The organism is Leifsonia sp. Root1293 (assembly GCF_001425325.1).
Classification (GTDB): domain Bacteria; phylum Actinomycetota; class Actinomycetes; order Actinomycetales; family Microbacteriaceae; genus Orlajensenia.
The window spans coordinates 400,125-426,270 of sequence record NZ_LMEH01000001.1 but is presented as its reverse complement, the minus strand read 5'-3'; the positions used below and the strand labels follow the sequence as shown (position 1 = coordinate 426,270).

General features: G+C 69.0%; 26 protein-coding genes. 5 read left to right on the top strand and 21 right to left on the bottom strand.

Annotated features, from left to right (window positions below; genetic code table 11):
* Window positions 1–6: 6 nt before the first annotated feature.
* The 12 genes from ASC59_RS01930 to ASC59_RS01875 form a co-directional block, all read right to left on the bottom strand.
* Window positions 7–516, bottom strand: a complete 510-nt coding sequence (locus ASC59_RS01930; protein ID WP_055817874.1) for a CinA family protein — start codon at window positions 514–516, stop codon at window positions 7–9.
* Window positions 509–1,138 (bottom strand): CDP-diacylglycerol--glycerol-3-phosphate 3-phosphatidyltransferase, encoded by a 630-nt coding sequence (pgsA, locus tag ASC59_RS01925; protein WP_055817872.1) that lies wholly within the window; start codon window positions 1,136–1,138, stop codon window positions 509–511. The genes ASC59_RS01930 and pgsA overlap by 8 nt, the downstream gene beginning before the upstream one ends.
* A gap of 1 nt (window position 1,139) precedes the next feature.
* Complete coding sequence (locus ASC59_RS01920; RefSeq protein ID WP_055817870.1) at window positions 1,140–4,085, bottom strand: FtsK/SpoIIIE family DNA translocase; 2,946 nt, start codon at window positions 4,083–4,085, stop codon at window positions 1,140–1,142.
* Window positions 4,086–4,183: 98 nt separating this feature from the next.
* Window positions 4,184–4,675, bottom strand: coding sequence for a GNAT family N-acetyltransferase (locus ASC59_RS01915; protein ID WP_055817867.1), 492 nt, complete (start codon window positions 4,673–4,675; stop codon window positions 4,184–4,186).
* Between the two features lie 100 nt (window positions 4,676–4,775).
* A complete protein-coding gene (locus ASC59_RS01910) occupies window positions 4,776–5,999 on the bottom strand; it encodes an ABC transporter permease (protein ID WP_055817865.1) in 1,224 nt (407 codons plus the stop codon).
* On the bottom strand, window positions 5,996–6,715 hold the full coding sequence (locus ASC59_RS01905; RefSeq protein WP_055817863.1) for an ABC transporter ATP-binding protein: 720 nt from the start codon (window positions 6,713–6,715) through the stop codon (window positions 5,996–5,998). The genes ASC59_RS01910 and ASC59_RS01905 overlap by 4 nt, the downstream gene beginning before the upstream one ends.
* Window positions 6,715–7,764, bottom strand: a complete 1,050-nt coding sequence (locus tag ASC59_RS01900; protein ID WP_055817861.1) for an efflux RND transporter periplasmic adaptor subunit — start codon at window positions 7,762–7,764, stop codon at window positions 6,715–6,717. The genes ASC59_RS01905 and ASC59_RS01900 overlap by 1 nt, the downstream gene beginning before the upstream one ends.
* Before the next feature lie 270 nt (window positions 7,765–8,034).
* The gene (locus tag ASC59_RS01895) at window positions 8,035–9,711 is read right to left on the bottom strand and encodes a ribonuclease J (RefSeq protein WP_055817859.1); all 1,677 of its coding nucleotides are present in this window, start codon (window positions 9,709–9,711) and stop codon (window positions 8,035–8,037) included.
* 45 nt (window positions 9,712–9,756) lie between these two features.
* The gene (gene dapA / locus ASC59_RS01890; RefSeq protein ID WP_055817857.1) at window positions 9,757–10,731 is read right to left on the bottom strand and encodes a 4-hydroxy-tetrahydrodipicolinate synthase; all 975 of its coding nucleotides are present in this window, start codon (window positions 10,729–10,731) and stop codon (window positions 9,757–9,759) included.
* A gap of 140 nt (window positions 10,732–10,871) precedes the next feature.
* Window positions 10,872–11,654, bottom strand: coding sequence for an endonuclease domain-containing protein (locus ASC59_RS01885; protein ID WP_055817855.1), 783 nt, complete (start codon window positions 11,652–11,654; stop codon window positions 10,872–10,874).
* Window positions 11,655–11,906: 252 nt separating this feature from the next.
* Window positions 11,907–12,506, bottom strand: coding sequence for a dihydrofolate reductase (locus ASC59_RS01880; RefSeq protein WP_055817853.1), 600 nt, complete (start codon window positions 12,504–12,506; stop codon window positions 11,907–11,909).
* Window positions 12,503–13,312 (bottom strand): thymidylate synthase, encoded by an 810-nt coding sequence (locus tag ASC59_RS01875; protein ID WP_055822648.1) that lies wholly within the window; start codon window positions 13,310–13,312, stop codon window positions 12,503–12,505. Before ASC59_RS01875 ends, ASC59_RS01880 begins: the two co-directional genes overlap by 4 nt.
* Before the next feature lie 129 nt (window positions 13,313–13,441).
* Between ASC59_RS01875 and ASC59_RS01870 the strand changes: the two genes are divergently transcribed.
* From ASC59_RS01870 to ASC59_RS01855, 4 genes are all read left to right on the top strand, one after another.
* Window positions 13,442–13,951 carry a TlpA family protein disulfide reductase gene (locus ASC59_RS01870; protein ID WP_055817851.1) on the top strand — a complete coding sequence of 170 codons (510 nt, stop codon included), beginning with the start codon at window positions 13,442–13,444 and terminating at the stop codon, window positions 13,949–13,951.
* Window positions 13,948–14,493 carry a DUF4395 domain-containing protein gene (locus ASC59_RS01865; RefSeq protein ID WP_082513335.1) on the top strand — a complete coding sequence of 182 codons (546 nt, stop codon included), beginning with the start codon at window positions 13,948–13,950 and terminating at the stop codon, window positions 14,491–14,493. The genes ASC59_RS01870 and ASC59_RS01865 overlap by 4 nt, the downstream gene beginning before the upstream one ends.
* A 105-nt stretch (window positions 14,494–14,598) precedes the next feature.
* Window positions 14,599–15,024 (top strand): OsmC family peroxiredoxin, encoded by a 426-nt coding sequence (locus ASC59_RS01860; protein ID WP_055817848.1) that lies wholly within the window; start codon window positions 14,599–14,601, stop codon window positions 15,022–15,024.
* A 10-nt stretch (window positions 15,025–15,034) separates the two neighbouring features.
* Entirely contained in the window at window positions 15,035–15,964 is a 930-nt protein-coding gene (locus ASC59_RS01855; RefSeq protein ID WP_055817846.1) for a TIGR01777 family oxidoreductase, read from the top strand.
* Here the strand turns inward: ASC59_RS01855 and ASC59_RS01850 are convergent.
* Window positions 15,909–16,382, bottom strand: a complete 474-nt coding sequence (locus ASC59_RS01850) for a hypothetical protein (RefSeq protein ID WP_055817844.1) — start codon at window positions 16,380–16,382, stop codon at window positions 15,909–15,911. The genes ASC59_RS01855 and ASC59_RS01850 overlap by 56 nt on opposite strands.
* Before the next feature lie 5 nt (window positions 16,383–16,387).
* Window positions 16,388–17,182 (bottom strand): 4-hydroxy-tetrahydrodipicolinate reductase, encoded by a 795-nt coding sequence (dapB, locus tag ASC59_RS01845; RefSeq protein WP_055817841.1) that lies wholly within the window; start codon window positions 17,180–17,182, stop codon window positions 16,388–16,390.
* A 119-nt stretch (window positions 17,183–17,301) separates the two neighbouring features.
* Here dapB and ASC59_RS01840 point away from each other — a divergent pair, with 119 nt between their 5' ends.
* Complete coding sequence (locus ASC59_RS01840) at window positions 17,302–17,835, top strand: GNAT family N-acetyltransferase (RefSeq protein ID WP_055817839.1); 534 nt, start codon at window positions 17,302–17,304, stop codon at window positions 17,833–17,835.
* Between the two features lie 295 nt (window positions 17,836–18,130).
* On the opposite strand, the gene ASC59_RS01835 is transcribed toward ASC59_RS01840, so the two are convergent.
* The 7 genes from ASC59_RS01835 to ASC59_RS01805 all read right to left on the bottom strand — a co-directional run bounded on the left by ASC59_RS01835 (window position 18,131) and on the right by ASC59_RS01805 (window position 26,146).
* Window positions 18,131–18,733: a histidine phosphatase family protein gene (locus ASC59_RS01835; protein WP_055817837.1), complete on the bottom strand. Its 603-nt coding sequence runs from the start codon at window positions 18,731–18,733 to the stop codon at window positions 18,131–18,133.
* A gap of 65 nt (window positions 18,734–18,798) precedes the next feature.
* On the bottom strand, window positions 18,799–20,187 hold the full coding sequence (locus tag ASC59_RS01830; RefSeq protein ID WP_055817836.1) for a M16 family metallopeptidase: 1,389 nt from the start codon (window positions 20,185–20,187) through the stop codon (window positions 18,799–18,801).
* 166 nt (window positions 20,188–20,353) lie between these two features.
* On the bottom strand, window positions 20,354–21,397 hold the full coding sequence (locus ASC59_RS01825) for an aldo/keto reductase (protein ID WP_055817834.1): 1,044 nt from the start codon (window positions 21,395–21,397) through the stop codon (window positions 20,354–20,356).
* Between the two features lie 189 nt (window positions 21,398–21,586).
* Window positions 21,587–22,396, bottom strand: coding sequence for an HpcH/HpaI aldolase/citrate lyase family protein (locus tag ASC59_RS01820; protein ID WP_055817832.1), 810 nt, complete (start codon window positions 22,394–22,396; stop codon window positions 21,587–21,589).
* The gene (locus tag ASC59_RS01815; protein ID WP_055817830.1) at window positions 22,393–22,875 is read right to left on the bottom strand and encodes a MaoC family dehydratase; all 483 of its coding nucleotides are present in this window, start codon (window positions 22,873–22,875) and stop codon (window positions 22,393–22,395) included. The genes ASC59_RS01820 and ASC59_RS01815 overlap by 4 nt, the downstream gene beginning before the upstream one ends.
* Window positions 22,876–22,889: 14 nt before the next feature.
* Window positions 22,890–24,056, bottom strand: a complete 1,167-nt coding sequence (locus ASC59_RS01810; RefSeq protein ID WP_055817828.1) for an acyl-CoA dehydrogenase family protein — start codon at window positions 24,054–24,056, stop codon at window positions 22,890–22,892.
* A complete protein-coding gene (locus tag ASC59_RS01805; protein ID WP_235492544.1) occupies window positions 24,053–26,146 on the bottom strand; it encodes an acetyl/propionyl/methylcrotonyl-CoA carboxylase subunit alpha in 2,094 nt (697 codons plus the stop codon). Before ASC59_RS01805 ends, ASC59_RS01810 begins: the two co-directional genes overlap by 4 nt.

The following is a 26,146-nucleotide window of genomic DNA, read 5'->3' as shown; positions in this document are numbered from 1 at the left end:
CGCAGGTTATTCCGCCTCGACGGACGCGACCTCGAGCGCGGCGCCGATCGCCTCGGTCACGACGGCTGCGCGGATGGCGGCGCGGCTGCCGTCGAGGGCGAGCTCACGCACCTGAATCTGCTCACCGATGGCGACTGCGATGAACACAGTGCCGACGGGCCGGCCATCCTGAGGGTCTGGCCCCGCGACACCCGTCGTGGCGATGCCCACGTCTGCATCGCGTCCGTCGACGGCGAGCACCCTGCGTACGCCTGCGGCCATCTGCTCGGCGACCTGCGGATGCACGGCGCCGTGCTCACGCAGCAGACCGGCGTCGACGCCCAGCACGCTGCGCTTGATGGCGGTGTTGTAGGCCACCACTCCCCCTGTGACGACGGCGGATGCCCCGGGGATGCGGATCAGTTCGGCAGCGAGCAGGCCGCCAGTCAGCGACTCGGCGACGGCGATGGTGAGCTGGCGGCGCGTCAGCTCGGCGATGAGGCGGGCCGCGGGGTCGGGCACGTGAGCCTCAGGCATCCGTCGCCGACGACGATCCCGATGCTGCAGCTGGCAGTGCCCGCTTCAGCTTCCACGCCGAGACCAGGTACTCGACGCCCGACCACACCGTGAGGGCGAAGGCGATGCCCATGGCCACCCAGTTCACCCAGAACACCCAGTCGCCGAGCACGGTCCACAGCGGAACGAGCGCGAGAGAGATTGCGATGGACTGCGCGATCGTCTTGAGCTTGCCGCCGCGGGACGCCGGCACGACGTTGCGGTGCGAAAGCTCCACCATGCGCCAGACGGTGATGCCGACCTCGCGCACGAGGATGATGATGGTCACCCACCACCAGAGCTCGCCCAGGATCGACAGGCACACGAGAGCGCCGCCGGTGAGGAGCTTGTCGGCGATCGGATCGAGGATCTTGCCGAGGTCGGTCACGAGGCCCTGACGGCGGGCTATGGCACCGTCCACGCCGTCGGTGGCGATGGCGACGATGAAGACGACGGCCGCCCACCAGCGAAGGGCCCCGTCGGCGCCGTTATCGACCAACAGCATCCAGAAGAACAGCGGCGCGAGCAGGATGCGCACGACGGTGATCAGATTGGGCAGGTTCCAGTTCGAGGCGCGAGGCACCTCGGCGTCGAGCGAAGCCATGTCAGTCCCTGCCGGTCAGGTTCCAGGCGTCCTCGTCGGAATCGCCCTCCTCCTCAGGATAGCCCTCGGTCATGCGGGCGACCGGGTCGTCACCGTAGGGGTCGACGGGCGCGGCGGTCTGCTGCATGCCCGCTTGCATGCCCTGCTGCACCGTCGTCTGCTGGGGAGCAGACGGGGCGACGGATGCCGCACTCGGCGCCGATCCGTCGTCCTCGCCGCGCAGGCGGGCCAGCACACCGGGCAGCTGCTCGGCGGTGACGAGCACGTCGCGGGCCTTCGATCCCTCGGAGGGGCCGACGATCTCGCGTGACTCGAGCAGGTCCATCAGGCGACCGGCCTTCGCGAAGCCGACCCTGAGCTTGCGCTGCAGCATGGAGGTGGAGCCGAACTGGGTCGAGACCACGAGCTCGGCAGCCGCGAGCAGCAGCTCGAGGTCGTCTCCGATGTCGGAGTCGATGGCCTTGCGCTCGGCCGACACGGCGACATCCGGCCGGTATTCGGGTCGGGCCTGGCGCGTCACGTGCTTGACGACGCGTTCGATCTCGCTCTCGCTCACCCACGCCCCCTGCACACGCAGGGCCTTCGAGGCACCCATGGGCAGGAACAGGGCGTCACCCTGACCGATGAGCTTGTCGGCTCCGGGCTGGTCGAGGATGACGCGGGAGTCGGTGACGCTCGTGACCGCGAAGGCCAGACGGCTAGGAACGTTGGCCTTGATGAGACCGGTGACCACGTCGACGCTCGGTCGCTGGGTGGCGAGCACGAGGTGGATTCCGGATGCTCGGGCCAGCTGGGTGATGCGCACGATCGAGTCCTCGACGTCGCGCGGGGCGACCATCATGAGGTCGGCGAGCTCGTCGACGACGACGAGGAGGTACGGGTAGGGCTTCAGCTGGCGCTCGCTGCCGGCAGGGAGGATGATCTCCTCGTTGATGACGGCCTTGTTGAAGTCGTCGATGTGACGGAAGCCGAACGACGCGAGGTCGTCGTAGCGCATGTCCATCTCCTTCACGACCCAGGAGAGCGCCTCTGCGGCCTTCTTCGGGTTCGTGATGATGGGCGTGATGAGGTGGGGAACGCCGGCGTAGGGCGCGAGCTCCACACGCTTCGGGTCGATCAGCACCATGCGCACGTCGGCCGGCGTGGCCCGCATGAGCAGGCTGGTGATCATCGAGTTCACGAAGCTCGACTTGCCCGAGCCGGTGGAACCGGCGACGAGCAGGTGGGGCATCTTGGCGAGGTTGGCGAGCACGAAGCCGCCGCCGACGTCCTTGCCGACGCCGATGGTCATCGGGTGCGTGCTCTTGGCCGCCGCGCCGGAGCGCAGCACGTCGCCGAGGGTGACGATCTCGCGGTCGCTGTTGGGGATCTCGATGCCGATGGCGCTCTTGCCCGGGATGGGCGAGAGGATGCGCACCTCGTTCGAGGCGACCGCGTAGGAGAGGTTCTTCGAGAGGGCGGTGACCCGCTCGACCTTCACCCCGGGGCCGAGCTCGACCTCGTACTGCGTGACCGTCGGGCCGCGCGAGAAGCCGGTGACGCGGGCGTCGACCGAGAACTGCTGCAGCACGTCGGTGATGGCCCGAACGACCTCGTCGTTGGCGGCGGAGCGCGTCTTGGCCGGTGCTCCGGCCGCGAGGGTGGATGCCGCCGGCAGGTGGTACGGAGCCGTGGGCTGATCGTCGACCGGCGCGACGCCGGCCTGGTCGAAGACGGCGCCGGCCGCGGAGAAGCCGGGCAGCACGCCGGGGGCGGCATCTGGAACCGCAGCACCGTCGGCGAGCAGGGTGGTCGCTCCCCCGACCTCGCCGGTGAAGCGCTTGACGGCGTCTTCAGCGGCCTGCAGGTCGGCCATGACCTCGGTGCCGTAGTGGTCACCCGTGACGCCGCCTCGAGCAGGCGGTGCGTCGGCGCCGTCACCGACGCCGTCGAGCGCGCTATCGAATGCGCCCTCCGGGGCTCCTCCGAACACATCCGTGAGACCGTCGACACCCGCGGCCTCGAAGGCCGGGTCCTCTTCGCGGCCGCTGGTGTTGCGGCGCCACCAGGGCAGGTTGTCGGGCGTCGATGCTTCGTCGTCTCCATCGAGGCCGAGGCCGTCGATGCCGTCGAGTTCGACAGCCTGCGAGCGCTCCTTCTTGGCAGCCTTCGCTGCGAGGCGTGCCTCGTCGCGCTCATCCTCATCGGGGAGGTGGGCTCCGAACAGCCAGGCGTAGAGCTCGCGCATGCGCTGCGGGATGCGATTCGGCGGCGTCTTGGTGATGATGAGCAGCGAGAGGGCGATGAGCACGATCATCACGACGACGGCGAGCCACGGGGCGACAAGCATCATCGGCCAGGTGATCATCCAGCCGAGGATGCCGCCGGCGCGGGCGAGAACGTTCATGCCGTCGCTCGGCGCCGGCTGACCGCCGAAGACGTGGCAGAGGCCCGCGATGGAGACCAGCAGGATGCCGAGGCCGATTCCGATGCGGGAGTTGTCGTGCACCGACGACGGATGCCGGAACAGCCACACCGCGAACACCAGCATGATGATCGGCAGGGCGAAGGCCACGCGACCGACGAGGCCGCCGAAGGTCCAGGCGTCGAGGGTCTGCGCGACGGGGTCGTTGATGAGGAACCATTCGAACACCGCGCCGGCGATGGCCAGAAGGATGATGAAGAAGGGCAGGCCGTCGCGGCGCTCCTCCTTGGCGAGCTGCTCCGGGCCGAGGGCGCGGGCTGCTCCCCCGGCGACGTGGGCGAGACCCATCCAGGCGCGCACGAGCAGGTTCGGCTTCTCCTCGACCTCCGTGAACTTCAGCGTCTGGGCGCTCGTCTTGGAGGCAGCGCGTGGCGTTGCCTTGGTCGGAGTCTTCGCGGGTGTCTTGGCCGGTGGCTTCGCCGCGCCGCCGCGCGACGAAGGAGTCGCGCGTGCGCGACCAGTCGCCTTGGTGCTCGTAGCCATGGCTCAACGGTACTTCCGGCCCCGGTCATTCCCGCGGAAGCCGGGTCGGGTGTCTCGCGATCGGCTGGTGGCGGACGGGCCCAGATCGATGCCGGAGCTCAGCGCAGGTTGCGCACCATCGTGTCCCGGGCGCCGGGCGTCGCCATCGTGACGAAGCCCTCGCTGCGGTAGAGATCGGCCGCATGATTGCCGCGCTCGACGCTGAGCGCGAGGCGGGCGTGACCCGCAGCACGCGCGACCGACACGACCTCGCGGAGCAGCGCTCGGCCGGCACCCTGCGCGCGCCAGATGGGGCTGACTCCGAGGATGAGTTCGGGAACGCCGACGGCGACGAAGCCGTGCCCCGGGGCATCCGTCGGGAACAGCCTGAACCAGCAGGCGCCCACGGGCATGCCGTCGGCATCCTCGGCGACGACGCCGGCGTCGCTCGGACGCTGCCACCCCGCGATGTAGCGGGTGTACTCGGGATCGGCCAGGACGCTGACACGCTGCCTCGACGCGCTCGGGTTCCAGTTGGCAGCCTCGACGACCATGTCGGTCAGAAAGCGCGAATCGCTTCCCACCGCTGCGCGGAGGCCGAATGCCGTCATCCTCAGATCGTACGGCGCGCGCATTACGGACGGATTACGGATGCGGCCATGACGCTGCCGGGACGCGGCCAGAATGCGGCCCGAATGCATCCGTGGTCCGTCAGTAGCGAATGGCGTCGATCACCTTCACCCGCACGGCCACGACGGCCGGCAGCAGTCCGGCGAGGGCGCCGACCACGGTCGCTGCAAGCAGCCCGATGACCGCCGCCTCGATCGGGAAGGGCGGAACGTCGCTCACCATGCCCTGGCCGATGAGCTCGACCAGCCAGGGCGAGGTGACGATGACGACGGCGATGCCCACTCCGACGATGCCCGCCACCACCGTGCCGACGATGCTCTCCATCATCACGGAGAAGAACACGCGGCCGCTGGTGGCGCCGAACGAGCGACGGATGCCGATCTCACGGATGCGGTAGCGCACCGTCACGAGCGCGATGTTGATGAGCCCGAGAGCCCCGAGGAGCAGCACCAGCAGCGCGACGCCGCCGACCATCAGCTTGAGGGAGAGGAAGGGGTCGCCGTCCTGCTGAGCACCCCAGTCCTGGCGGTTCACGAAGACCTGGGCGCCGTCACCGAGCACGCTCGTGAAGTCGGACTCCAGCGCGGTCCTCAGCGCATCCGAGTTCTCGGTCGGCACCCAGAGCTCGTACTGCGGAGGCGATGGCATCGTGGGATCGGTCGGGATGAAGCGGTCGTAGGCGTCCTGGAGCATGTACATCGCGGGCTCGGTGTCCCAGGTACCGGACCTGTACACACCGGTGACGACGGCGGTCACGCTGTTCTCGGCCAGCAGCGGAACCGTCGGGTTCGACGACAGCGGCGGCGAGCCGAGTCGCTGCCAGAAGGCCTCATTCACGATGATCGACGGTGCATACCGGTCGGCGTCGGTGTCGTCCCACCAGGTGCCCTGGTCGAGCTGCACTCGGTGCATCGTCGCGTACGGCGGGTCCATCGCGATGGTCTGCACCGGGACCGCACCGTCGACGAACTGCACCGTGGCGCTGCCCCAGGTGACGCGCGAGGCGTAGCTGATGCCGTAGCGCTCGAGGCTGTCCGACCAGGCCGACTGCATGACGGCAGGGTCGACGGCTGATCCGTCGGGCGTGGATGCCGAGAGCGACAAGGTCGCCGCTCGACCACCGTTCCGGTCGCTGTTCTCGCGATTCGCCTGCTCCGCGATGCCGCCGAGACCGACGACGGTCGTGATCGCGCAGACGGCGACGGCCACGCCGATGAGCGAGAGCAGCACCCGGGTGCGGTGGATCCGCAGTTCCTGCCAGGCCTCGGCCACGGCGCCGACCAGCCCGACGAGGAAGCCGCTCACGCTGTCACCACCGCGAGTTCGGCTGGAGTGCGCGCATCCGTCTCCGTGAGGATGCCGCGGTCGAGCGTGAAGTGCCTGTGCGATCGCGCGGCGATGGCCGGGTCGTGGGTGATCGTGACGAGCCCGGCACCGCTCTCCGTGGCGACCTCGTCGAGGATCTGCATGATGCTGGCGCCGGTGTCGATGTCGAGGGCCCCTGTCGGCTCGTCCGCCAGGATGATGCGCGGGCCGCGCACGAGCGCGCGTGCGATGGCGACACGCTGCTGCTCGCCGCCCGAGAGCTTGACCGGCATGGTGTCGATGCGGTGTCCGAGTCCGACGCGCTCCAGCATCTCGCCGGCGATGCTGGACCGCTTCCAGAACTGTCGGCCCGTCGCATAGAGAAGCGGGGTCATGACGTTCTCGCGAGCCGTGCGACCGGGCAGGAGGTTGAACTGCTGGAAGATGAACCCGATGTCTCGCCCTCTGGCGCGGTCGCGCGCACGGGCCCGCATCCGTTCGACAGGCTGATCTTCGAACAACATGCTGCCGCTAGTCGGAGTGTCGAGCAGGCCGAGCAGGTTGAGGAGGGTGGACTTGCCCGATCCCGAGCGGCCGACGATGGAGATGCGGTCACCGACATCGATGGTCAGGTTGACGCCCGACAGGATCGTGAGCGGCGGAGCATCGGGCAGCGGGACGGTGCGCGTCACGTCCTCGAGGTGCAGGAGCGGCATCAGCCGACGCACTCCATCGAACCGTCGGGGAAGGTCGTGCAGCCGTCCGGCCCCATCTCGACGGCCGGCGGCGCGCCAGGAACGAACTCGAGGATCGAATCGCCCTCGGCGAGTCCGTCGGTCACCTCGACCGTCACGCCGTCGGTGATGCCCAGGGTCACCGGATGCTCCACCGTGGTGCCGTCGTCGGCCATCAGCCAGACCGTGCCCGCACCGGCCGAACCCTTAACGGCGGTGGCCGGGATCACGATGACGTCGTCGGCCGTGCCCGCCGCGATCGAGATCTTCGCGGAGAGGCCGCTGAAGACCGTCACGTCACCGGGAACGGCGCAGCGCACCGTGGGGCCGCCCGATGCGCCCCCGCCTGCATCCGCGCCGCCATCGACGCCGCTGTCGCCGGCGCCTTCGCCGGCCAGCGGTGTCGTGATGGTGAGTCCGGTGCAGGTGAACGGTGCCGGGCCGCCGGTGATCGTGACCGTCGCCTCGGTCGGCTTCGACACCAGGCGGTACTGCTGCTCCGGGCTCAGCGACCCCGTCACCGAGAAGCTCGGCGGGGCGACCTGGCCGCCGGCGTCGCCGACCGCCACCGCCTGATCGTGCAGAACGCTCAGGGAGCTCAGGATGCCGGAGGCCGGCGCGTACACCGGGCTGAAACTCACGGCCGGCTCGGGCTGCGTGATCTGGATGCTGCCGTCCGGCGCCGTCGTCTCGATCGGGTCCTGCACGGTCTCGACCTTGATGTCGTAGACCTTGTCGCCCTCGGAAACCGGTGATCCCTGCGAGATGAAGATCTCATCGACGGTGCCGGCTGCCGTCGCCCGCAGGGGAACGGCGGCATCCGCCATCACCGATCCGTCGAGGGTCACCGTGTTCGTGATCGACCCCGTCGCGACGGGGTAGGCGGGCTGCGTGACGGAACCCGTCGGCTGGGCGGGATCGGTCGCGTCGGCCCGATCCGGGAAGAACGCGATCTTCACCAGAGCGACCGCGAGGGCGGCCACCAGGAGAATGCGGATGATCGGAAAGACCCAGGTGCGAGCGACGCCCACGAAGACCCCCAGTACGTCGTGATGCCATCGCCGAGCGGCGACAGCGCTCCCAACACTAGGGCGGCATCCGGCCTCTGACCGGGAAGTCAGGGTGGAGTCAGGGTGCGTTTCAGGGTCGGCGCGGGCGTCGGTGTGGTGGCGCGGTGTGGTGGCGCGGTCGCCGCCGTCTGTAGGCGCGCCCGCCGCCGTCTGAAGACGCGAAGAGGGCGACCCGCGAGATCTCGCGGGTCGCCCTCTTGTGGTGCCTTCACACGGCGGAAGGCAGACGTCCTACGCCTCGATGACGAGCGGAACGATCATCGGACGACGACGGAACGAGACGTTCACCCAGCGGCCGACGACGCGCCGCACGACCTGCTGCAGCGCGCGCTGGTCGCGCACGCCCTGCTGCGACGCCTCGGCGAGAGCCGCGACGATCTTGGGCTTCACGGAGTCGAAGACCGTCTCGTCCTCGGCGAACCCGCGGGCGTGGATCTCCGGGCCGGTGATGACCTTGCCCGTCGCGGCGTCGACGACGACGATGACCGAGATGAAGCCCTCCTCGCTGAGGATGCGGCGATCCTTGAGGTCGGCATCCGTGATCTCACCGACGGTCGAGCCGTCGACGTAGACGTAGCCGAGGTCGAGCTGGCCGACCACCTTCACCTCGCCGGCCTTCATGTCGAAGACGGTTCCGTCCTCGCCGAGGAACGTGTTGGCCTCGGGGATGCCGGTCTGCTGCGCGAGCGCGGCATTCGCCCACAGGTGGCGCCATTCGCCGTGCACGGGCAGCACGTTCTTGGGCTTCAGGATGTTGTAGACGTAGAGCAGCTCCCCCGCTGCCGCGTGGCCGGAGACGTGCACCTTGGCGTTGCCCTTGTGCACGACGTTGGCGCCGAGCTTCGTGAGGCCGTCGATGATGCGGTACACGGCGTTCTCGTTGCCGGGGATGAGGCTGGACGCGAGGATGACCGTGTCGCCCTCTCCGACCTCGACGGCGTGATCCCGGTTGACCATGCGGCTGAGCACGGCCATCGGCTCGCCCTGCGACCCCGTCGACATGTAGACGATCTGGTTCTCGGGAACGTTGCCGGCCTTCTTGTAGTCGACGAGCACGTTCTCGGGCACCTTGAGATAGCCGAGGTCGGCGGCGATGGTCATGTTGCGCACCATCGAGCGGCCGAGCAGGGCGACCCGGCGGCCGTTCGCGTGGGCCGCATCCAGAACCTGCTGCACGCGGTGCACGTGGCTCGAGAAGCTGGCGACGATGACCTTGCCCGTCGCCTTCGAGATGACCTGGTCGAGAACAGGACCGATCGCGCGCTCGGGGGTGGTGAACCCGGGAACGTCGGCGTTGGTCGAGTCGACGAGGAACAGGTCGACGCCGCTCTTGCCGAGACGGGCGAACTCGCGCAGGTCGGTGAGGCGTCCGTCGAGCGGCAGCTGGTCCATCTTGAAGTCACCGGTGGCCATGACCGTACCGGCGGACGAGTGGATGACGACGGCGAGGGCATCCGGAATCGAGTGGTTCACGGCGACGAACTCGAGGTCGAACGGCCCCATCGCCTCCATGTCGCCTTCCTTGACGGTGAGGACGAACGGCTTGATGCGGTGCTCCTTGAGCTTCGCCTCGATGAGGGCGAGCGTCAGGCCGGAACCGATGAGCGGGATGTCGGCGCGCAGCTTGAGAAGGTAGGGCACGGCGCCGATGTGATCCTCGTGGCCGTGGGTGAGCACGACGGCGACGATGTCATCCAGTCGGTCGCGGATCGGGCTGAAGTCGGGCAGGATCAGGTCGACGCCGGGCTGGTGCTCCTCGGGGAACAGCACGCCGCAGTCGACGATGAGGATCTTGCCGTCGATCTCGAACATGGTCATGTTGCGACCGATCTCGCCGAGACCACCGATGGGGATGATCCGCAGAGTTCCCGGTTCGAGCGGGGCTGGTTCGTATACTTCTCCGGGCATGAGCCCTCCGTTATTCCTTCTTCACGCGCTGGATTCGCTCCAGCGCTAGCGTGTTGTGCCCGCGATTCGGGGCAGTGCGCCGCCTGCTGCGGCATTGCGATCTGGGCGGAAGTTCGAGAAATCGACTCCCGGAATGTGGCGCACGAGATCGATCTCGTCTTCGATCTGCGCCGCCTCCCACTCCTCGGGACCCACGAGGGGAAGCCGCACGCGCGGGCTCCCGATGCGGCCGAGGCCGTGGAGGATGTACTTCGCCGCGACGGTTCCCGGCACGTGCGTCATGACGGCGCGCACCAGCGGCTCGAGCTTGCGGTGCGCATCCGTCGCCGTGTGCAGATCGCCGGCGTTCACGGCGTCGACGATGGTGCGGTACGGCTTCGCGGCGACGTTGGCCGTGACTCCGATGAGTCCGGATGCGCCGATGGCGAGGTGCGCGAGGATGTTCGCGTCGTCGCCCGAGAAGTACATGAGGTCGGTCTGGTTGAGCACGCGGCTCACCTCGCTGAAGTCGCCCTTCGCGTCTTTGACGGCGAGGATGTTCGGGTGCTTCGCCAGGCGGAGGATCGTCTCGTACTTGATGGGCACGCCGGTGCGACCGGGGATGTCGTAGAGGATGACAGGCAGGTCGGTGGCATCCGCGACCATGCGGAAGTGCGTGAGGATACCGGCCTGCGTCGGCTTGTTGTAGTACGGCGTGACGATCATGTTGCCGTCGGCGCCGGCCTTCTCGCTCTGCTGGGCGAGCTGGATGGCGTGGGCGGTCTCGTTCGATCCGCCGCCGGTGATGATCTTCGCGCGGCCGTCCGAGACGGACTTGCCGACCTCGACGAGCTTGAGCTTCTCCTGGTCGGTCAGCGTGCTGGTCTCACCAGTGGTGCCGGTGACGACGATGCCGTCGGCCCCGGCGTTGATGACGTCGTCGATGTGCTTCTCGACTCCCGGCCAATCCACCTCACCGTCGGCGGTGAAAGGCGTGACGAGAGCGACAAGGACCTGACCGAAGGGGTTTTGCGTCGACACGCCCTCCAGCGTATCGGTTCGGGCGGCGCCGCCGTCTCGTGTGTCGCGGCGCGAGCGTGCGTGCTGCTCCCGGCGTGCGAGTCAGCGGAGTTCGCGGGCCATTCAGGGCGAATCGGCGCCGATTCAGTGCAAAACAGCCCTCAACTCCGCTGACTCGTACGGGCGTGGTGCTCGCCGGCGTCGACTTTCGCGCGAATGGCTGCTTCCACGAGAGACCAGTCGTAGAGCACCATCGCATAGTCGAAGCGCAGGGCCTCATATCCGAGTACGGCTGCACGGGCGTCGCGCAGCAGGTCTTTGTGGCGTTCGCTCGCCCCGTCGTGATTGTCACGCCCGTCGATCTCGAGAATGAGTCGGTCTCCGATGAGAAAGTCGACCCGCCCGACCCCTGCGATCTCGACCTGCGATCGCATCGTGATGCCCACAGCCAGCATCCGATACCGCACGATCGATTCGATACCACTGTCGGCATCGTCCCGCGCTTCGTCCATCAGGGCTGCGGATGCTGCGGGAAGAACCAGCCGGAGCCAGCGAGCGCCGGCCTTCGTGAGCTTTCCATTGCGCATCGCCGACTCGAGGCAGATGAAGAACGCCTCCTCCCCCGCGCACGCCGCGATCTCCGCGAGGGCATGCTCGACGGTCACCGACCTGGCGTGGTCGCCCGGCGGCAGGTCCCAATGGCTGACGCACGTGCAGTCGTCATGACTCCGCCGGTGACCCCGGTCGCGCAACCAGACGTGGATCCCCTCGTGTGGCGGAACCCAGAGTCCGTGCGCCCGGGCGGCGGTCAGACAGCCGACCACTCCACCGTGCCGGATCGCCAGAATCAGCTCGGGCGGTGCACCGGCGAGCGCGTACCACCCCTCTCGTACCCGGATGACGGTTCCGACGGTGAGGGATGCACTCAGCGAGCGCCTGCTCACTCCCGCGTGTTCGAGCTCGTGAGCCCGAGCGAACCCGCCGAGTCGTCGGAGAGCACCGTGGTCGGTTCGATCTGCATCTGACGACTGTGCAGCGACTTCGGCTGCCCAGACGGATCGGCTCAGGAACTGTGGAATCGAGGCTCGCGGCACGTACCTGTCAGCGGAGTCGGCGGGCCGCGGAGACTCGGGTCACTGGAGATTGCGCGGATGTCGCAGCGCTCCGGCGCTCGAACTCCGCTGACTCGTACACGCCTAGCGACGGGCGTAGGTGATGAAGCGGTACTGCAGGCCGGTGCGCGAGGTGTGCCAGCGCTGCGGCTCGGATGCGGCCGGGTCGGTTGCTGCGGCGGCCCAGGCGTCGCCGATGAGCGGTGCCTGCGTGTCACCGTCGAATGCCGCGTCGATCTCGGTGACCTCGAGCACGTCGGCCCGATCGATCACGGACGCGAAGAGCTCCGCCCCGCCGATGATCCAGATGCGCGACGGCAGCGGCGCCGACGACGGATCCGACCCCGACGCCGACGGATCCGACGCTGCGGCGAGGGCCAGCGCATCCTCGATGGAGTGGGCGACCTCGGCGCCATCCGCGGCCCAGTCGTGCTGGCGGGTGACGACGATGTTGCGGCGCTCAGCCAGGGGTCGGAAGCGCGGCGGCAGCGAGTCCCAGGTCTTCCGGCCCATCACCACCGGCGCTCCGAGGGTGACTTCCTTGAAGTGCGCGAGGTCTTCGGGCAGGTGCCACGGCATGACGCCGCCTCGCCCGATGGTGCCGTCGGAGGACTGCGCCCAGATCAGACCGAGGGGAACGGATGCCGCACCGGCACCGGCAGCCCGAGCCGCAGCATCCGTCATACGGCGACGGCCCCGCGGATGGCGGGGTGGTGCTCGTAGCCCTCGACGACGAAGTCACCGAACTCGTAGTCGAAGATGCTGTCGCGCTGGGCGTCGATGCGCACGGTCGGGTACGGGTACGGCTCACGAGACAACTGCTCGGTGACCTGGGCGACGTGGTTGTCGTAGATGTGGCAGTCACCGCCGGTCCAGACGAACTCGCCGGGCGCCAGGCCCACCTGGTCGGCGACCATGAGCGTGAGCAGCGCGTACGAAGCGATGTTGAACGGGACACCCAGGAACATGTCGGCGCTGCGCTGGTAGAGCTGGCACGACAGCTTGCCGTCGGCCACGTAGAACTGGAACAGCGCGTGGCAGGGGGCGAGCGCCATGTTCGGGATGTCGGCCGGGTTCCATGCCGAGACGATGAGGCGCCGCGAGTCGGGAGTCGCGCGGATGGCGTCGATCACGTCGCTGATCTGGTCGATCTGCTCACCGGACGGCGTCGGCCACGACCGCCACTGCACGCCGTAGACCGGACCGAGCTCGCCGGCGGCATCCGCCCACTCGTCCCAGATGGTGACGCCGTTCTCACGAAGCCAGCCCACGTTGCTCTCGCCGCGGAGGAACCACAGCAGCTCGTAGGCGATCGATTTGAAGTGCACGCGCTTCGTCGTGATGAGGGGGAACCCCTCGGCCAGGTCGAAGCGGATCTGCCGGCCGAACACGCTACGCGTTCCGGTGCCGGTGCGGTCGGTCTTCTGCACGCCGTGCTTGAGCACATCGCGCAGCAGGTCCTCGTATGGGGTGGGGATCGTGGCGCTCATCGCGTCGATCGTATCGCGGGCTGCCGACACCATCGCGGCTTGTCGACCGCGTCGTCGACGGATGCCGCCGCAGACGTCACGGCAGGTCATACTCGCGTGCTCTAGACCCCCCTGAGCCACGATGGTCGCATGCCGTGGATCCTCGCCCTCGCCGCAGCCCTCGCGCTCGTCGGCGCCACCACGGCGATCGGGTTCTGGCTGCGCTCGCGCGACGGACGCATGACGGTGACGGATGCGATAGCCACGACAGCCGGGGACGCCGCATCGTGCACCACCACGACGACGGCACCGCCGCCAGCCTCGTCGCGGGCAGCCGTCATCCTCACCCCCGCCGATGTCGGCAGTCACGAGGCTTTCGGAGAGAGCGCCACGCTGCTGCAGTTCTCCACCGAGTACTGCTCGCGCTGCCCGCAGACCCGGGTGGTGCTGCGCGGCATCGCCGGCGACCACGACGGAGTGCGCCACCTCGACGTGGATCTGACCCATCGCCCCGACATCGCCCGCCGCTACAACGTGCTGCAGACGCCGACCACCCTCATCCTCGACGCACGCGGCGCCGTGCGCGCCCGCGTGGGCGGCGCACCCGACCGGCGCGCCGTCACCGAACGCCTCACCACGATCATCGGGAGTCCAGCATGACCGAGAACCAGACCAGGCCTGCCGCAGCATTCACCGCAGCATCCGCCGCAGCGCCCGCCGTCGCCGCAGAAGCCTCTCCGACCGAACCGGAGCAGCCGCCCGCCGGCATCGACCCGCGTGGCCCCCGCTTCGTTGCGACGATCACCGCCGTGCTGCTCTTCATCGACGTCGTGCTCGGTCTCGCCGGCGCCGAGCTCGCAGCCCTCCTGCTCCTCGCGGCCGTGGCGGCGACGTTCGCGTGGACGACGATCGCCGGCATCCGGCGGCATCCGTTCGCCATCGTGTTCCGGCGGGTCGTCCTCCCCCGCCTCGCACCGACGACAGAGCGGGAGGATCCGCGTCCGCCCACCTTCGCCCAGGGCGTCGGACTGGTGGTCACCGGCATCGGCGTGATCCTCGGCCTGTTCGGCATCGCCCCCGCCGTCGTCATCGCCGCGTCGCTCGCGTTCGTGGCCGCCTTCCTCAACTCGGCATTCGGCTTCTGCCTCGGATGCCAGATCTACCTGCTGCTCCAGCGTCTGCGACCAGCCGACGCCGCGTAGGGCGTCGTCGCCCGGCTGTGCGGGAGCCGCAGATCGGAGGCCGGGGCGTAGATACCGGGCGTGCAGTTCCTTAGGGTGGGAAGAGTCCACTTCGAGGAGGAACCCATGGCGCTCACGAGCGAGGCAACAACGGTCTGGAACGGCGAACTGTTCACAGGGAACGGGACGGTGAGCTTCGATTCGTCGAAGGTCGCGACCTTCCCGATCAACTGGAAGGCGCGCGCCGACGGGGAGTCCGGAACGACGAACCCCGAGGAACTGCTGGCCGCGTCGCACGCGAGCTGCTTCTCCATGGCGTTCAGCAACGAGCTCACCAACGCCGGGCACCCGCCGACCTCCATCCAGACCACGGCGGCTGTCACCTTCGTGGCAGGCACCGGAGTCACCGGCAGTCACCTCCTGGTGAACGCGAGCGTTCCCGGCATCTCCGACGCCGACTTCGAGTCGATCGCCCAGCTCGCCAAGGCGAACTGCCCCATCTCCAAGGCCCTCGCCGGCATCCCCATCACGATCGAGGCGACCCTGGCCTAGGCGTCACGCCATGCGCATCCTCGTCTCCGGTGCTTCCGGGTTCATCGGCAGCGACCTCGGTCATTCCCTCACGTCGCACGGCCATGAGGTGCTCCGGCTCGTGCGCCGCGCCCCGACGCGCAGCGACGAGGTGGAGTGGCATCCCGAGAAGGGCGTCATCCCCGGCGGGATCATGGACGACGTCGACGCCGTCATCAACCTCTCCGGTGCGTCGCTCGCGCGGCTGCCGTGGACGCCGAAGTGGAAGCGCGAGATCTTCACCTCCCGCATCCGCGCCACCCACACCCTGACGGATGCGATGCGCACGGCATCGAAGCCGCCCGCCGTCTTCCTCAGCGGCTCGGCCGTCGGCATCTACGGCGATCGACCGGGCGAGGTGCTCACCGAGTCATCGGAGCGCGGCACCGGCTATCTGGCCGACGTCGTCGACGCCTGGGAGAAGGCCGCTCGGCGGGCACCCGACGGCGTGCGCGTCGTGACCCTCCGCACGGGCCTGGTCGTCGGTCAGGGCGGTGTGCTCTCGATCGTCGAGCTGCAGAGCCGGCTCGGCCTCGCCGGACCCATGGGAAGCGGAAAGCAGCACTGGCCGTGGATCACCCTGCCCGATGAGGTGGCCGCAATCCGTCATCTCCTCACGGCCGACGTCTCGGGTCCCGTCAATCTCGTCGGTCCGGTTCCCGCCTCGGCTGAACGGATCATGCGCGCCTTCACGAATGCATTGCACAGGCCGTACCTCGTTCCCGCGCCGAAGAAGCTCATCGAGCTGGCGCTCCAGGATGCCAGGGACCTGTTGCTGGCCGATCAGCAGGTCGTGCCGCAGAAGCTGCTGGACAGCGGCTTCACCTTCCAGCACGAGACGGCGGAGCAGGCCATCGACTGGATGCTCAGCGGTCGTCGTCCCCAGCGGGATGGGCCCGAGACTCGGCACGCTCGAGCCTGATCGCGTGAGCGATCGCGCCGCGCGCCCGGCGACGGTCGCGGGCGGCGTCGTAGGCGAGTCCCAGGCGGAACCAATCGCGCCAGGACTCCGGATGCTGCTCCACCGCGCTCTGGAAACGCGTGAAGTCCGCGGCCGCCTCGGCACGATCGGGGCGTCCCGTCGCGCTCACAGCGAGCTCCTCGACGGGCAACTCGTCTTCGGCGTCGAGACGCTTGACCAGCCGTTCGCTGCCGAATCCGAACGCGAGCTCGCGCCACAGCGCCCAGGCCCCGACGATCGGCAGCACGATGAGCGCGATGCCGATGAGGATGCCGACGAGCTCACCGGTGCCCATGAACTGCACGGCGCGCCAGCCGACGAGCACGAAGTACAGGACGAGGAGCAGGGCCATCAGCCAGGCGGCGATGCGGGACTTCACGCGCGTCAGTCCTGCACGAGGTCTGAGGTGTCGCTGGGGTCGACCGGCGCGGCCGGAACCTCGCCCCCGATCGAGCCGAGTCCGAGCAGGGCGTCCAGTCCGACGGTGACGCCGCTCGCTCCACGCAGGGCCCGCAGTGCAAGCATGATGCCCTGCTCATAGGACTCGTCGGAGATCGTGTCGTGGCGGATGGTCAGCGTCTCACCGCGGCCACCGAAAACGACCTGCTGGCTGGCGATCAGGCCTGCGATGCGGAGGCTGTGCACGGGGATGCTCGCGACCTGCTGGCCGCGGGCACGCTGGTCGGTGTGCGGTGCATCGACGGGGCCGAGTTCCGCACGGGCACGCGTCATAAGCTCAGCCGTGCGCACAGCGGTTCCGGAGGGCGAGTCGACCTTGCCCGCGTGGTGAGCCTCGACGATCTCGATGGAGTCGAAGTAGCGCGCCGCGATCGTCGCGAGGCGCGTGCCGAGCACAGAGCCGACCGAGAAGTTCGGGATGAACACGACAGCGCCCTCGCGGGCTGTCACCCGCGAGGTGATGGCGCCGATGCGCTCCTGACTCCACCCCGAGGTTCCCACGAGCACGCGCAGGCCGTTCTCGACCGCGTACTCCACGATCTCGCCGCTGACGGCCGGGTGGCTCACGTCGACGGCCACGTCTGCTCCGAGCATGGCGTCGAGGGAGCTGCGGGAGTTCAATTCGGCCACCAGCTCGAAGTCCTCGGACTCGCGCACGAGCCTCGAGACGAGTGAGCCGAGCCTGCCTGAAGCGCCGATGACGGCAACGCGTGTTGTCACCCGATCAGCCTAGCAATCGGGGCCGACGGGTCCGGGAGTCGACTGGTGCCCGGCGCCGTCGCGAGCGCAAGGGGCATCCGGCGCATCGCCATGCTGCCGGGCCGGAATACGCTGGAGACATGGTGCACTTCCGCGAGGCTCCCGTGACGGATGCGACGGCTCATGCGCTGCTCGCCGAGTACTTCACCGAACGTGAGGCGACTTTTCCGAGCGCCGGCGGCTACCGCACCACCTTTCCGGTTCCCGAGCAGTTCGTGCCCCCGGCGGGGGTGTTCCTCGTGGTCGTGGATGACACGGCGACGGATGCCGGAGCCTCGACGGATGCCGGAGCCTCAGGGACGAGCGGGGCCGGTGACGCAGGCATCGTCGGGTGCGGCGGCATCCGTCGACTGCAGCCGGGCGACAGCGATGCCGTGCGCTACGAGGTGAAGCACCTGTACCTGCGGCCGAGCGCCCGCGGGCTCGGCGCCGGACGCGCACTGCTCGCCGAGCTGGAGGACCGGGCACGGGCGTTCGGTGCCACCGAGGTGGTTCTCGACACGAACGCGAGCCTCGAGGCTGCCGGCGGCCTGTACCGGCGAGCCGGGTACGCGGACGTCGAGCCGTACAACGACAACCCCAACGCGACGAACTGGTACGCGAAGCGACTGTAACCCGCTGGTCGATCAGCGCCCGAGCGGAACCCGCTGGTCGAGTAGCGCCCGAGCGGAACCCGCTGGTCGAGTAGCGCCCGAGCGGAACCCGCTGGTCGAGTAGCGCCCGAGCGGAGCGAGGTCGCGTATCGAGACCAGGGATGACCAGGCGGTGGACGGCGAGGAGTGGTCTCGATACGGCTGCTCGCTGCGCTCGCTGCCTACTCGACCAGCGAAACAACTGCGCTCGCTGCCTACTCGACCAGCGAAACAGCTGCGCTCGCTGCCTGCTCGACCAGCGAGCCTCGAGAGCGCCCTACGCCGGCAGCGGCTCGGCCAGCCCCGTGCGCAGCTCCACCGGGAGGTGCGCCAGATCGTTGTGCGAGAGCAGCGTCCACGGCCGGCCGGGCTTCTGCTGCAGGATGGTGAGCCCGCAGTTGGCCTGCGGGATGCTCATCCAGCGCCAGTCGGGAGCGCCGAGCACCTCCCGCACGAACCAGCCGATGATGAAGTTGTGCGTGATCAGCAGATCGTGGCGCTCGCCTCGTGCCGGCTTCAGGAACTCGGCGACGGCATCCTCCATCTGGGCGCGACCGGCCTCGATCTGTTCAGGGGTCACGGAGCCGAAGAAGGCGTCGAAGGCGTCGGGGGTCTCGGGCGATGGCCCGGAGGGGATGCAGTCGAACAGCAGGGCGGACGCCTCCGGCGTGATCGCCGGCATGCGATCCGCGATGATCGCCGCAGTCTCGGCGGCGCGCTGCAGCGGCGAGTGCCAGGCGGCATCGAACGGCACTCCCCCGAGGCGTTCTGCGAGCAGTTGCGCCTGACGAACGCCGCGGGCCGAGAGCGGACCGTCGGGCAGGCCGTGCTCGGCGTGCTGCTGTTCTCCGTGACGGACGAGATAGAGGTAGTGGGGCACCGATGTCCCTTTCGTGTTGCGACGTGCGGGTGTGGCGAAGTGCGAGGAGGCCCGATGGGCCGGGTTCAGCCGGCGTGCGCTCCGAGGATGGGAGCGAACAGATCGGGGTCGACGGCGCCGACCGCTGACAGCGACAGTTCGCGCGAGACGAGGTCGGCGGCCAGCTCTTGCACGTCGGCTGCCGTCACCAACCCCACGCGGCGCAGGCCCTCATCGAGGTCGGTGAACTCGCCCTGGGTGATCTCAGCGCGACCGAGTCGGCTCATGCGGGTGTCGCTGTCTTCGAGTGCCAGGGCCGAGGCACCGGAGATCTGGCCGATCGCACGACCCATCTCGGCATCGGTCACGCCCTTGTCCGCCAGCAGCTGCAACTCGTCGAGCATCAGTTCGGCGACGGGGGCCGCCTTCGCCGGTGAGCAGCCGGCGTACATGCCGAAGACACCGGCATCGGAGTAGGCGGCCGCGAAGGAGTACACCGAGTAGGCCAGCCCGCGCTTCTCCCGCACCTCCTGGAACAGGCGCGACGACATGCCGCCGCCGAAGATCGAGTTGAGAACGCTCATGGTCATGCGGCGGTCATCGGTGGCGATGAGTCCCGGAACGCCGAGGAACATGTTGACCTGCTCGAGCTGGCGGTCGACGACGACCAGCTCGGAGCCTCGGGCGATGGTGGAGGCCTCCGCGGGGCGGCGCTCGACGGGAGAGGCGGGAACGGTCAGGTCCCAGCCGGCTGATTCGAGGGCTGTGGTGACGGATGCCACGAGCTCGTCGTGGTCGACGGCCCCGGCCGCTGTCACGACGAGGTCTTGCGGGCGGTAGTTCGCGCGGTAGTGGTTCCAGACGGCTTCGCGGGTGGCCGCCTCGATGGTGGCCGGGCTGCCGCCGATGGGGCGACCCAGCGGGTGCTCCCCCAGCACGGCCTCGAAGAACCGCTCGTTGGCCACGTCAGACGGGTCGTCCTCGGCCATCGAGAGCTCTTCGAGGATGACTCCGCGCTCGTTCTCGAACTCCTCGGGGTCGAGCAGCGACGAGGTGAGCATGTCGGTGAGTACGGCTGCGGCCATGGGCAGGTCGCGGTCGCGCACCTTGGCGTAGTAGCAGGTGTACTCCTTCGCGGTCATGGCGTTGTGCTCGCCACCGACGGCGTCGAAGGAGACGGCGATGTCGAGCGCCGTGCGGGTGGAGGTTCCCTTGAAGAGCAGGTGCTCGAGGAAGTGCGTGGAGCCGAAGGTGCCCGGATGCGCGCTGCGACCGTTGATGGCGGCCAGCGCGGGAAGCTCGTCGCGGGAGCCGACGGCGACCCAGTAGCCGATGGTGGCGCTGCGGGAGCCAGGCACGTGCTCTGTGAGGATGCGCACTCCGCTGGGGAGGACCGATCGCCTGACGAGGCAGTCACCGGAGGCGGTGAAGCTGAGCTCGGGCATGCCGAGAGGGAGGTCAACTGCGCCGTTCATCACACTCCACCTTAGGCCAGCGCCCCGACACCGGTCGGGTTGCACGGTGTGCGCGCCGGCGCAGCGCCGACGCAGCGCCGAGACAGAGCCGAAGCAGCGCCGACGTCGTGGTGATGCGCGGTCGATCCCGCGCCGGCTACCCGGTGCGCGAACGCGATCGATCGGGTCAGAGGGTGACGCGGTCGAGGTCGAGCATGTCGGACCGCGTGAGAGTGACGCGTGGCGCGGCCATGAGCGAGTGCAGCTCGCTGATGGAGCGGGCGCCGGTGACCGGCGCCACCACGTCGCGCCGGGCCAGCAGCCAGGCGATGGCAATGGTGGCCGACGGCACTCCGTGCTCGGTCGCGATGCGATCGATGACCGCGCGGATGCGACGCATTCTCCGGTTGAGGTGGAGCGCCAGCCTGCTCGCGACGCTGGCCGGGATGGAGCCGTCACCGCGGGTGGAGCCTGCGAGCACACCATGGTTCAGCGGGCTGGACGGGAACACGGCGAGGCCTTGCGCGTTGGCGGACACCGAGACCGAGCCCTCGAACGGCACGCGCTCGGCGAGGCTGTACGACGACTGCACGGCCCGGAAGCGGGGAAGACCGTTGGCGGCGAGCACACGCGCCTCGATGAGCCTGTCCGCCGAGAATCCGGATGCGGCGATGTAGCGGACCTTGCCGGCCTGCACGAGGGCGTCGATGGCGCCGAGGCTCTCCTCGAGCGGCACCGGAACACCCTCGGACTCGCGCATGAACAGGAGATCGAGGCGATCGACGCCGAGACGCTGCAGGGAGGCATCGACGCCGGCCACGATGTTGGCCGGGGTCAGGCCCGGGAAATCGGTTCCGCCGCCGACGGTCGTGGCCAGAACGACGTCGTCACGGCAGTGCCGCGCACGAAGCCAGGCACCGATGAGCTGCTCGCTGCGCTGCGCGACGACGGCATCGACAGTGTCGATGAGGTTGCCGCCTCCTTCGCGGTAGCGATCGAGCATGTCGACGGCCGTGCGCGGATCGACCGTGCGGCCGAATCGCTGCGCGCCCAGGGCGAGCGGGAAGACCCAGAGGTCGGTGTCGGGGATGTGCCGACGCGCGGGTGCGGAGACCTGCTGGATGCCGATGGCACCCGAGAACGGCGACGAGGTCTGCTCGAGTGCTGGGATGACGATTTCAGGAGCAGCCTCGGCCGAACGTTCCACGGCCCGCGGCACCACCTGAGTCATTCTCAACACCTCCCCTAAGGCTTCTGACAGTAGGGCAGACCGCCGACACTGATGCGCCGAATCGCCCGGTATTCCACAACCGTTATAGAAACGTTTGCGAGTGAACGGGGAGTGAACGCCGAAGGCCCCGGATCCGCGGATAACCGGACTTCACAGTCCGGAATCCGTCGCCCTGCCCGCCCTCTCGAATCAGTCTCGACCGGCCCGACGGAGTACGGCCTCCGCGTGCCTCAGAACCGGACCGTCGACCATCCTGTCCCCATGCCTGAACACCCCGTGCTCCCGAGCGGCGACGGCGATGACGGCCCGGGCCTCCGCGATCTCGGCGTCGCTCGGCCGGTACGCCGCACGGATGATCCCGACCTGGCTCGGGTGGATGCAGGCCGTGGCCGCGAAGCCGCTGGCTGCAGCATCCGTCGCCTCGGCGACGAGGCCGTCGGTGTCGGCGATGTCGAGGTGCACGGTGTCGATGGCGGCGATGCCTGCGGCGCCGGCCGCGAGCAGCACGCTGGAGCGCGCGTGGTCGGCCACGGCACGGTAGCGGCCGTCGGCGAAACGGCTCGATGTGCCGCCGAGGGAAGCCACCAGGTCTTCCGCTCCCCACATCAGCGCGACGACATTCGGCTCGCGCGCCACGGCCGGTGCCGCCAGAACTCCGGCGGCGGTCTCGCACAGGGCGACGACGCTGTAGCCGGCGACAGCGGCTGCGGCATCCGGATGCTCAGCCTTGGGCAGCATCACGAAGCGGTACGCCGTGGCCTCGAGCGCCGAGAGATCGGCCGAGAAGTCGTGGCTTCCGACCGGATTCAACCGCACGATCACCCTGTCGGGATCGAGAGGGGTCTGGACGAGCGCCTCGCGGGCGTCTTCCCGGTCGTCGGGCGCGACGGCGTCCTCGAGGTCGATGATGACCGCATCCGCTCGCTCGAGTGCCTTCTCGTAGCGATCGGGGCGGTTCGCCGGGCAGAACAGCAGCGCGGGCCCCATGCGGAACGTCATGACCGTGCTCCGTCGCACCAGACCAACGTGCTGCGCGAGGCCGTCGCCACGACCACGTCGTGCTGATTGCGTGCCGCGTGTTCGAGAGTCACGATGCCCTGGCCCGGCCGGGAGGCCGAGAGCCGCTTGGAGGCGACGGTCGTCTCGGCGTAGAGCGTGTCACCGATGAACACCGGTGCGGGGAAGGCCACCGCGCCGAATCCGAGGTTGGCCACCAGGGTGCCCTGGGTGAGTTGGGCGACGGATGCCCCGACCAGCGTCGACAGCGTGAACATCGAGTTCACGAGCCGCTGCCCGAACTCCTCCTGCGCAGCGAAGGCGGCGTCGAGGTGGAGCGCCTGCGTGTTCATCGTGAGCGTGGTGAACAGCACGTTGTCGGCCTCCGTGACCGTGCGTCCCGGTCGGTGCAGGTAGCGTGCGTCGAGGTCGAACTCTTCGAACCAGAGCCCGCGTTGCACGATGTCGTGGGTGTTCGGCATCCGTCGCCCTTCCGTCAACTGGCGAGGCCGAGCTCACGCGTGATGATCATGAGCTGCACCTCGGTGGTGCCCTCGCCGATCTCGAGGATCTTGGAGTCACGGTAGTGCCGCGCCACGGCGTTCTCGTTGAGGAAACCGTAGCCCCCGAAGACCTGCGTCGCATCGCGCGCGTTGTCCATCGCGGCCTCGCCGGCGACCATCTTGGCGATGGACGCCTCCAGCTTGAACGGCTTGCCTGCGACCATCTTGCGTGCTGCATCGATCCAGGCGAGACGCGCCTGGTGCACGCGCGCCTGCATCTTCGCGATCTTGAAGGCGACGTGCTGGTTGGATCCGATGCTGGTTCCGAAGACGACGCGCTCCTTCGCGTAGCGCAGCGCCTCCTCGAGGCAGCCCTGGGCGGCGCCCGTGGCGAGCGCGGCGAACGCGATGCGCCCCTCGTCGAGCGACTGCAGGAAGTTGGCATAGCCGCGACCGCGGTCACCCAGCAGGTTGGAGCTCGGCACCCGAACGTCGGTGAGGGTGAGTGGATGCGTGTCGCTCGTGTGCCAGCCGACCTTGTCGTACGGCTCTCCGACGACGAAGCCCGGCGTGCCGCTCGGCACGATGATGCTGGAGAGCTCGGGCTTCGTCTCGCCGGTGCGTCCGACCCGCTCACCGGTGACAGCGGTGATGGTGACGAGGCTCGTGATGGGGGTGCCCGAGTTGGTGATGAACTGCTTCGAACCGTTGATCACCCAGTCGTCACCGTCGAGAACGGCGCGCGTCTCGGTCGCTCCGGCGTCCGACCCGGCTCTGGCCTCGGTGAGACCGAATCCGGCGAGCGCGCGGCCCGCGATGAGGTCGGGCAGCCACTCCTCCCGCTGTGCAGGCGATCCGTTGCGGTAGATCGGCATGATGCCGAGGCCGACGCCTGCCTCGAGGGTCACCCCGATGGACTGGTCGACACGCCCCAGAGCCTCGACCGCGAGGCAGAGCTGCACGTAGTCGCCGCCCTGCCCGCCGTACTTCTTCGGGAACGGCAGACCGAACAGGCCCATCTCGCCCATCTGCGCGATGATCTCCATCGGCAGACGGCGCTCGGTGTCGTAGCCGTAGGCCGCCGGGGCGACCACGGTGTCCGCGAAATCGCTGACGGTGTCGTAGAGAGCCTGTTCCTCGTCGCTGAGGTCGTAGTTCATTGCATGTCTCGTTTCTCGCTCGTGGCGATCGGGGTGACGGATGCGACGATGTCGTCGCGACGGACGAGGGCGCCCTCGCTGGTCGTGAGGCTCACCCGCCCGCTGATCGGGGTGGTGATGCGGTGCTCCATCTTCATGGCCTCGATGGACACGACGGCCTGGCCGGCCTCGACCTCGTCGCCGTCGGCGACATGGACAGCGACGACGGTTCCGGGCATCGGGGCGCGCAGCTCGGGGCTGTGCTCCGTGCCCACGCGGTCGATGGCGGCCAGGGTGCGGGCGAGGCGGGCGGCGCGGTCGACCAGGGTGAGCTCGTGGGCCGCGCCATCCGCGTGCACCCAGAGCTGCGGTCCCTGCCTGGCGATCGTCAGCGCCGCTGGTCGAGTAGCGCGCGACGGAGTCGCACGCGTATCGAGACCCGTCTCCAGAGGGACCTCGACTTCGGTGACGGCGTCGTCCAGGAGGAACGTCACAGTGCGGGGGCGGTGCGTGCCGAGGCGGAAGCCCGAGCGGGAGCGCCAGAGCTGCGAAGCCGAGCCGGCCTGCTGGGCCTCGTCGGCGACGACGGCTGCGGCCACATCGGCGAGCAGCTCGGGCGACGGGGTGAGCACCTGTGGGGGCGGCATCCGATCGATGAGTCCGGTGTCGAGGTCACCGGCCTGCACAGCCGGCTCGGCGATCAATGCTCGGAGGAACGCGATGTTCGTGTCGACGCCGAGCACCACGGTGCCGGCCAGGGCTTCGTCGAGCCTCGCGAGGGCCTCGACTCGATCGGACCCGAAGGCGATCACCTTCGCGAGCATGGGGTCGTAGTTCGGGCTCACCTCGGATCCGGCCGTGATGCCGCTGTCGACTCGCACGCCGGGGCCCTCCGGCTCGGAGTAGGCGAGCACGGTTCCGATCGACGGCAGGAAGCCCCGCTCGGGGCTCTCGGCATAGACACGAGCCTCGATCGCGTGGCCGGTGAGGTGCACATCGTCGTGCTCGAAGGCGAGCGGCTCGCCCGCGGCGACCCTGAGCTGCTGCTCGACCAGGTCGATGCCCGTGACGAGCTCGGTCACCGGATGCTCCACCTGGAGACGGGTGTTCATCTCGATGAAGAAGAAGTCGTCAGGACGAGCGGCCGAGACGAGGAATTCGACGGTCCCGGCCCCTCGATAGTCGACGCTGCGGGCGGCATCGCACGCGGCGCGTCCGATGCGCTCTCGGGTGGCGGCGTCGAGCAGTGGCGACGGCGCCTCCTCGATGACCTTCTGGTGGCGGCGCTGCAGCGAGCACTCACGTTCACCGAGGTGCACGACTGCCCCGTGGGCGTCGGCGAGCACCTGCACCTCGATGTGCCGGGGCTGGTCGATGAAGCGCTCGAGCAGCAGTGTGTCATCGCCGAACGCGGATGCCGCGACCCGGCGAGCGGCCGCGATGGCCTCCGGCAGCTCGGCGGCGGAGCGAACCAGCTGCATGCCCTTGCCGCCACCTCCGGCCGACGGCTTGATGAGCAGCGGGAACCCGACGCCGAGCGCGGCCTCTGCGAGGGCGGCGTCGTCGAGGGCGGCATCTGAGACTCCCGGAACCACGGGAACGTTCGACAGCGCCACGTGGAGCTTCGCGCGGATCTTGTCGCCCATGACCTCGAGCGCCTGCTCGCCCGGTCCGATGAAGACGATGCCTGCTGCCTCGCAGGCGGCGGCGAAGGCCGCGTTCTCGCTGAGGAACCCGTAGCCGGGATGGATGGCCTGCGCTCCGGCGCTCTGGGCAGCGGCGATGACGCGCTCCGCGTCGAGGTAGCTCTCGCGCGCGTCGGCCGGGCCGAGTCGCACGGCGGTGTCGGCCATCCGCACGTGGAGGGCGTCGGCATCCGCGTCGCTGAAGACGGCGACCGACCTGATGCCGAGTCGTCGCAGCGTGCGGATGACGCGCACGGCGATCTCGCCGCGGTTGGCGACGAGCACGGTGCTGAAGAGCGGGCTGCGGTTCGCCGGGTCGGTCGGGCTCGCGGGAGTCGCGGGAGTCGCGGGAGTCGCCGGGTCGGTCGGGCTCATCGGGGTCGCTGGGTTCTGGTTCACCGGAGGCGTCGCATTGTCGGTCGTCAT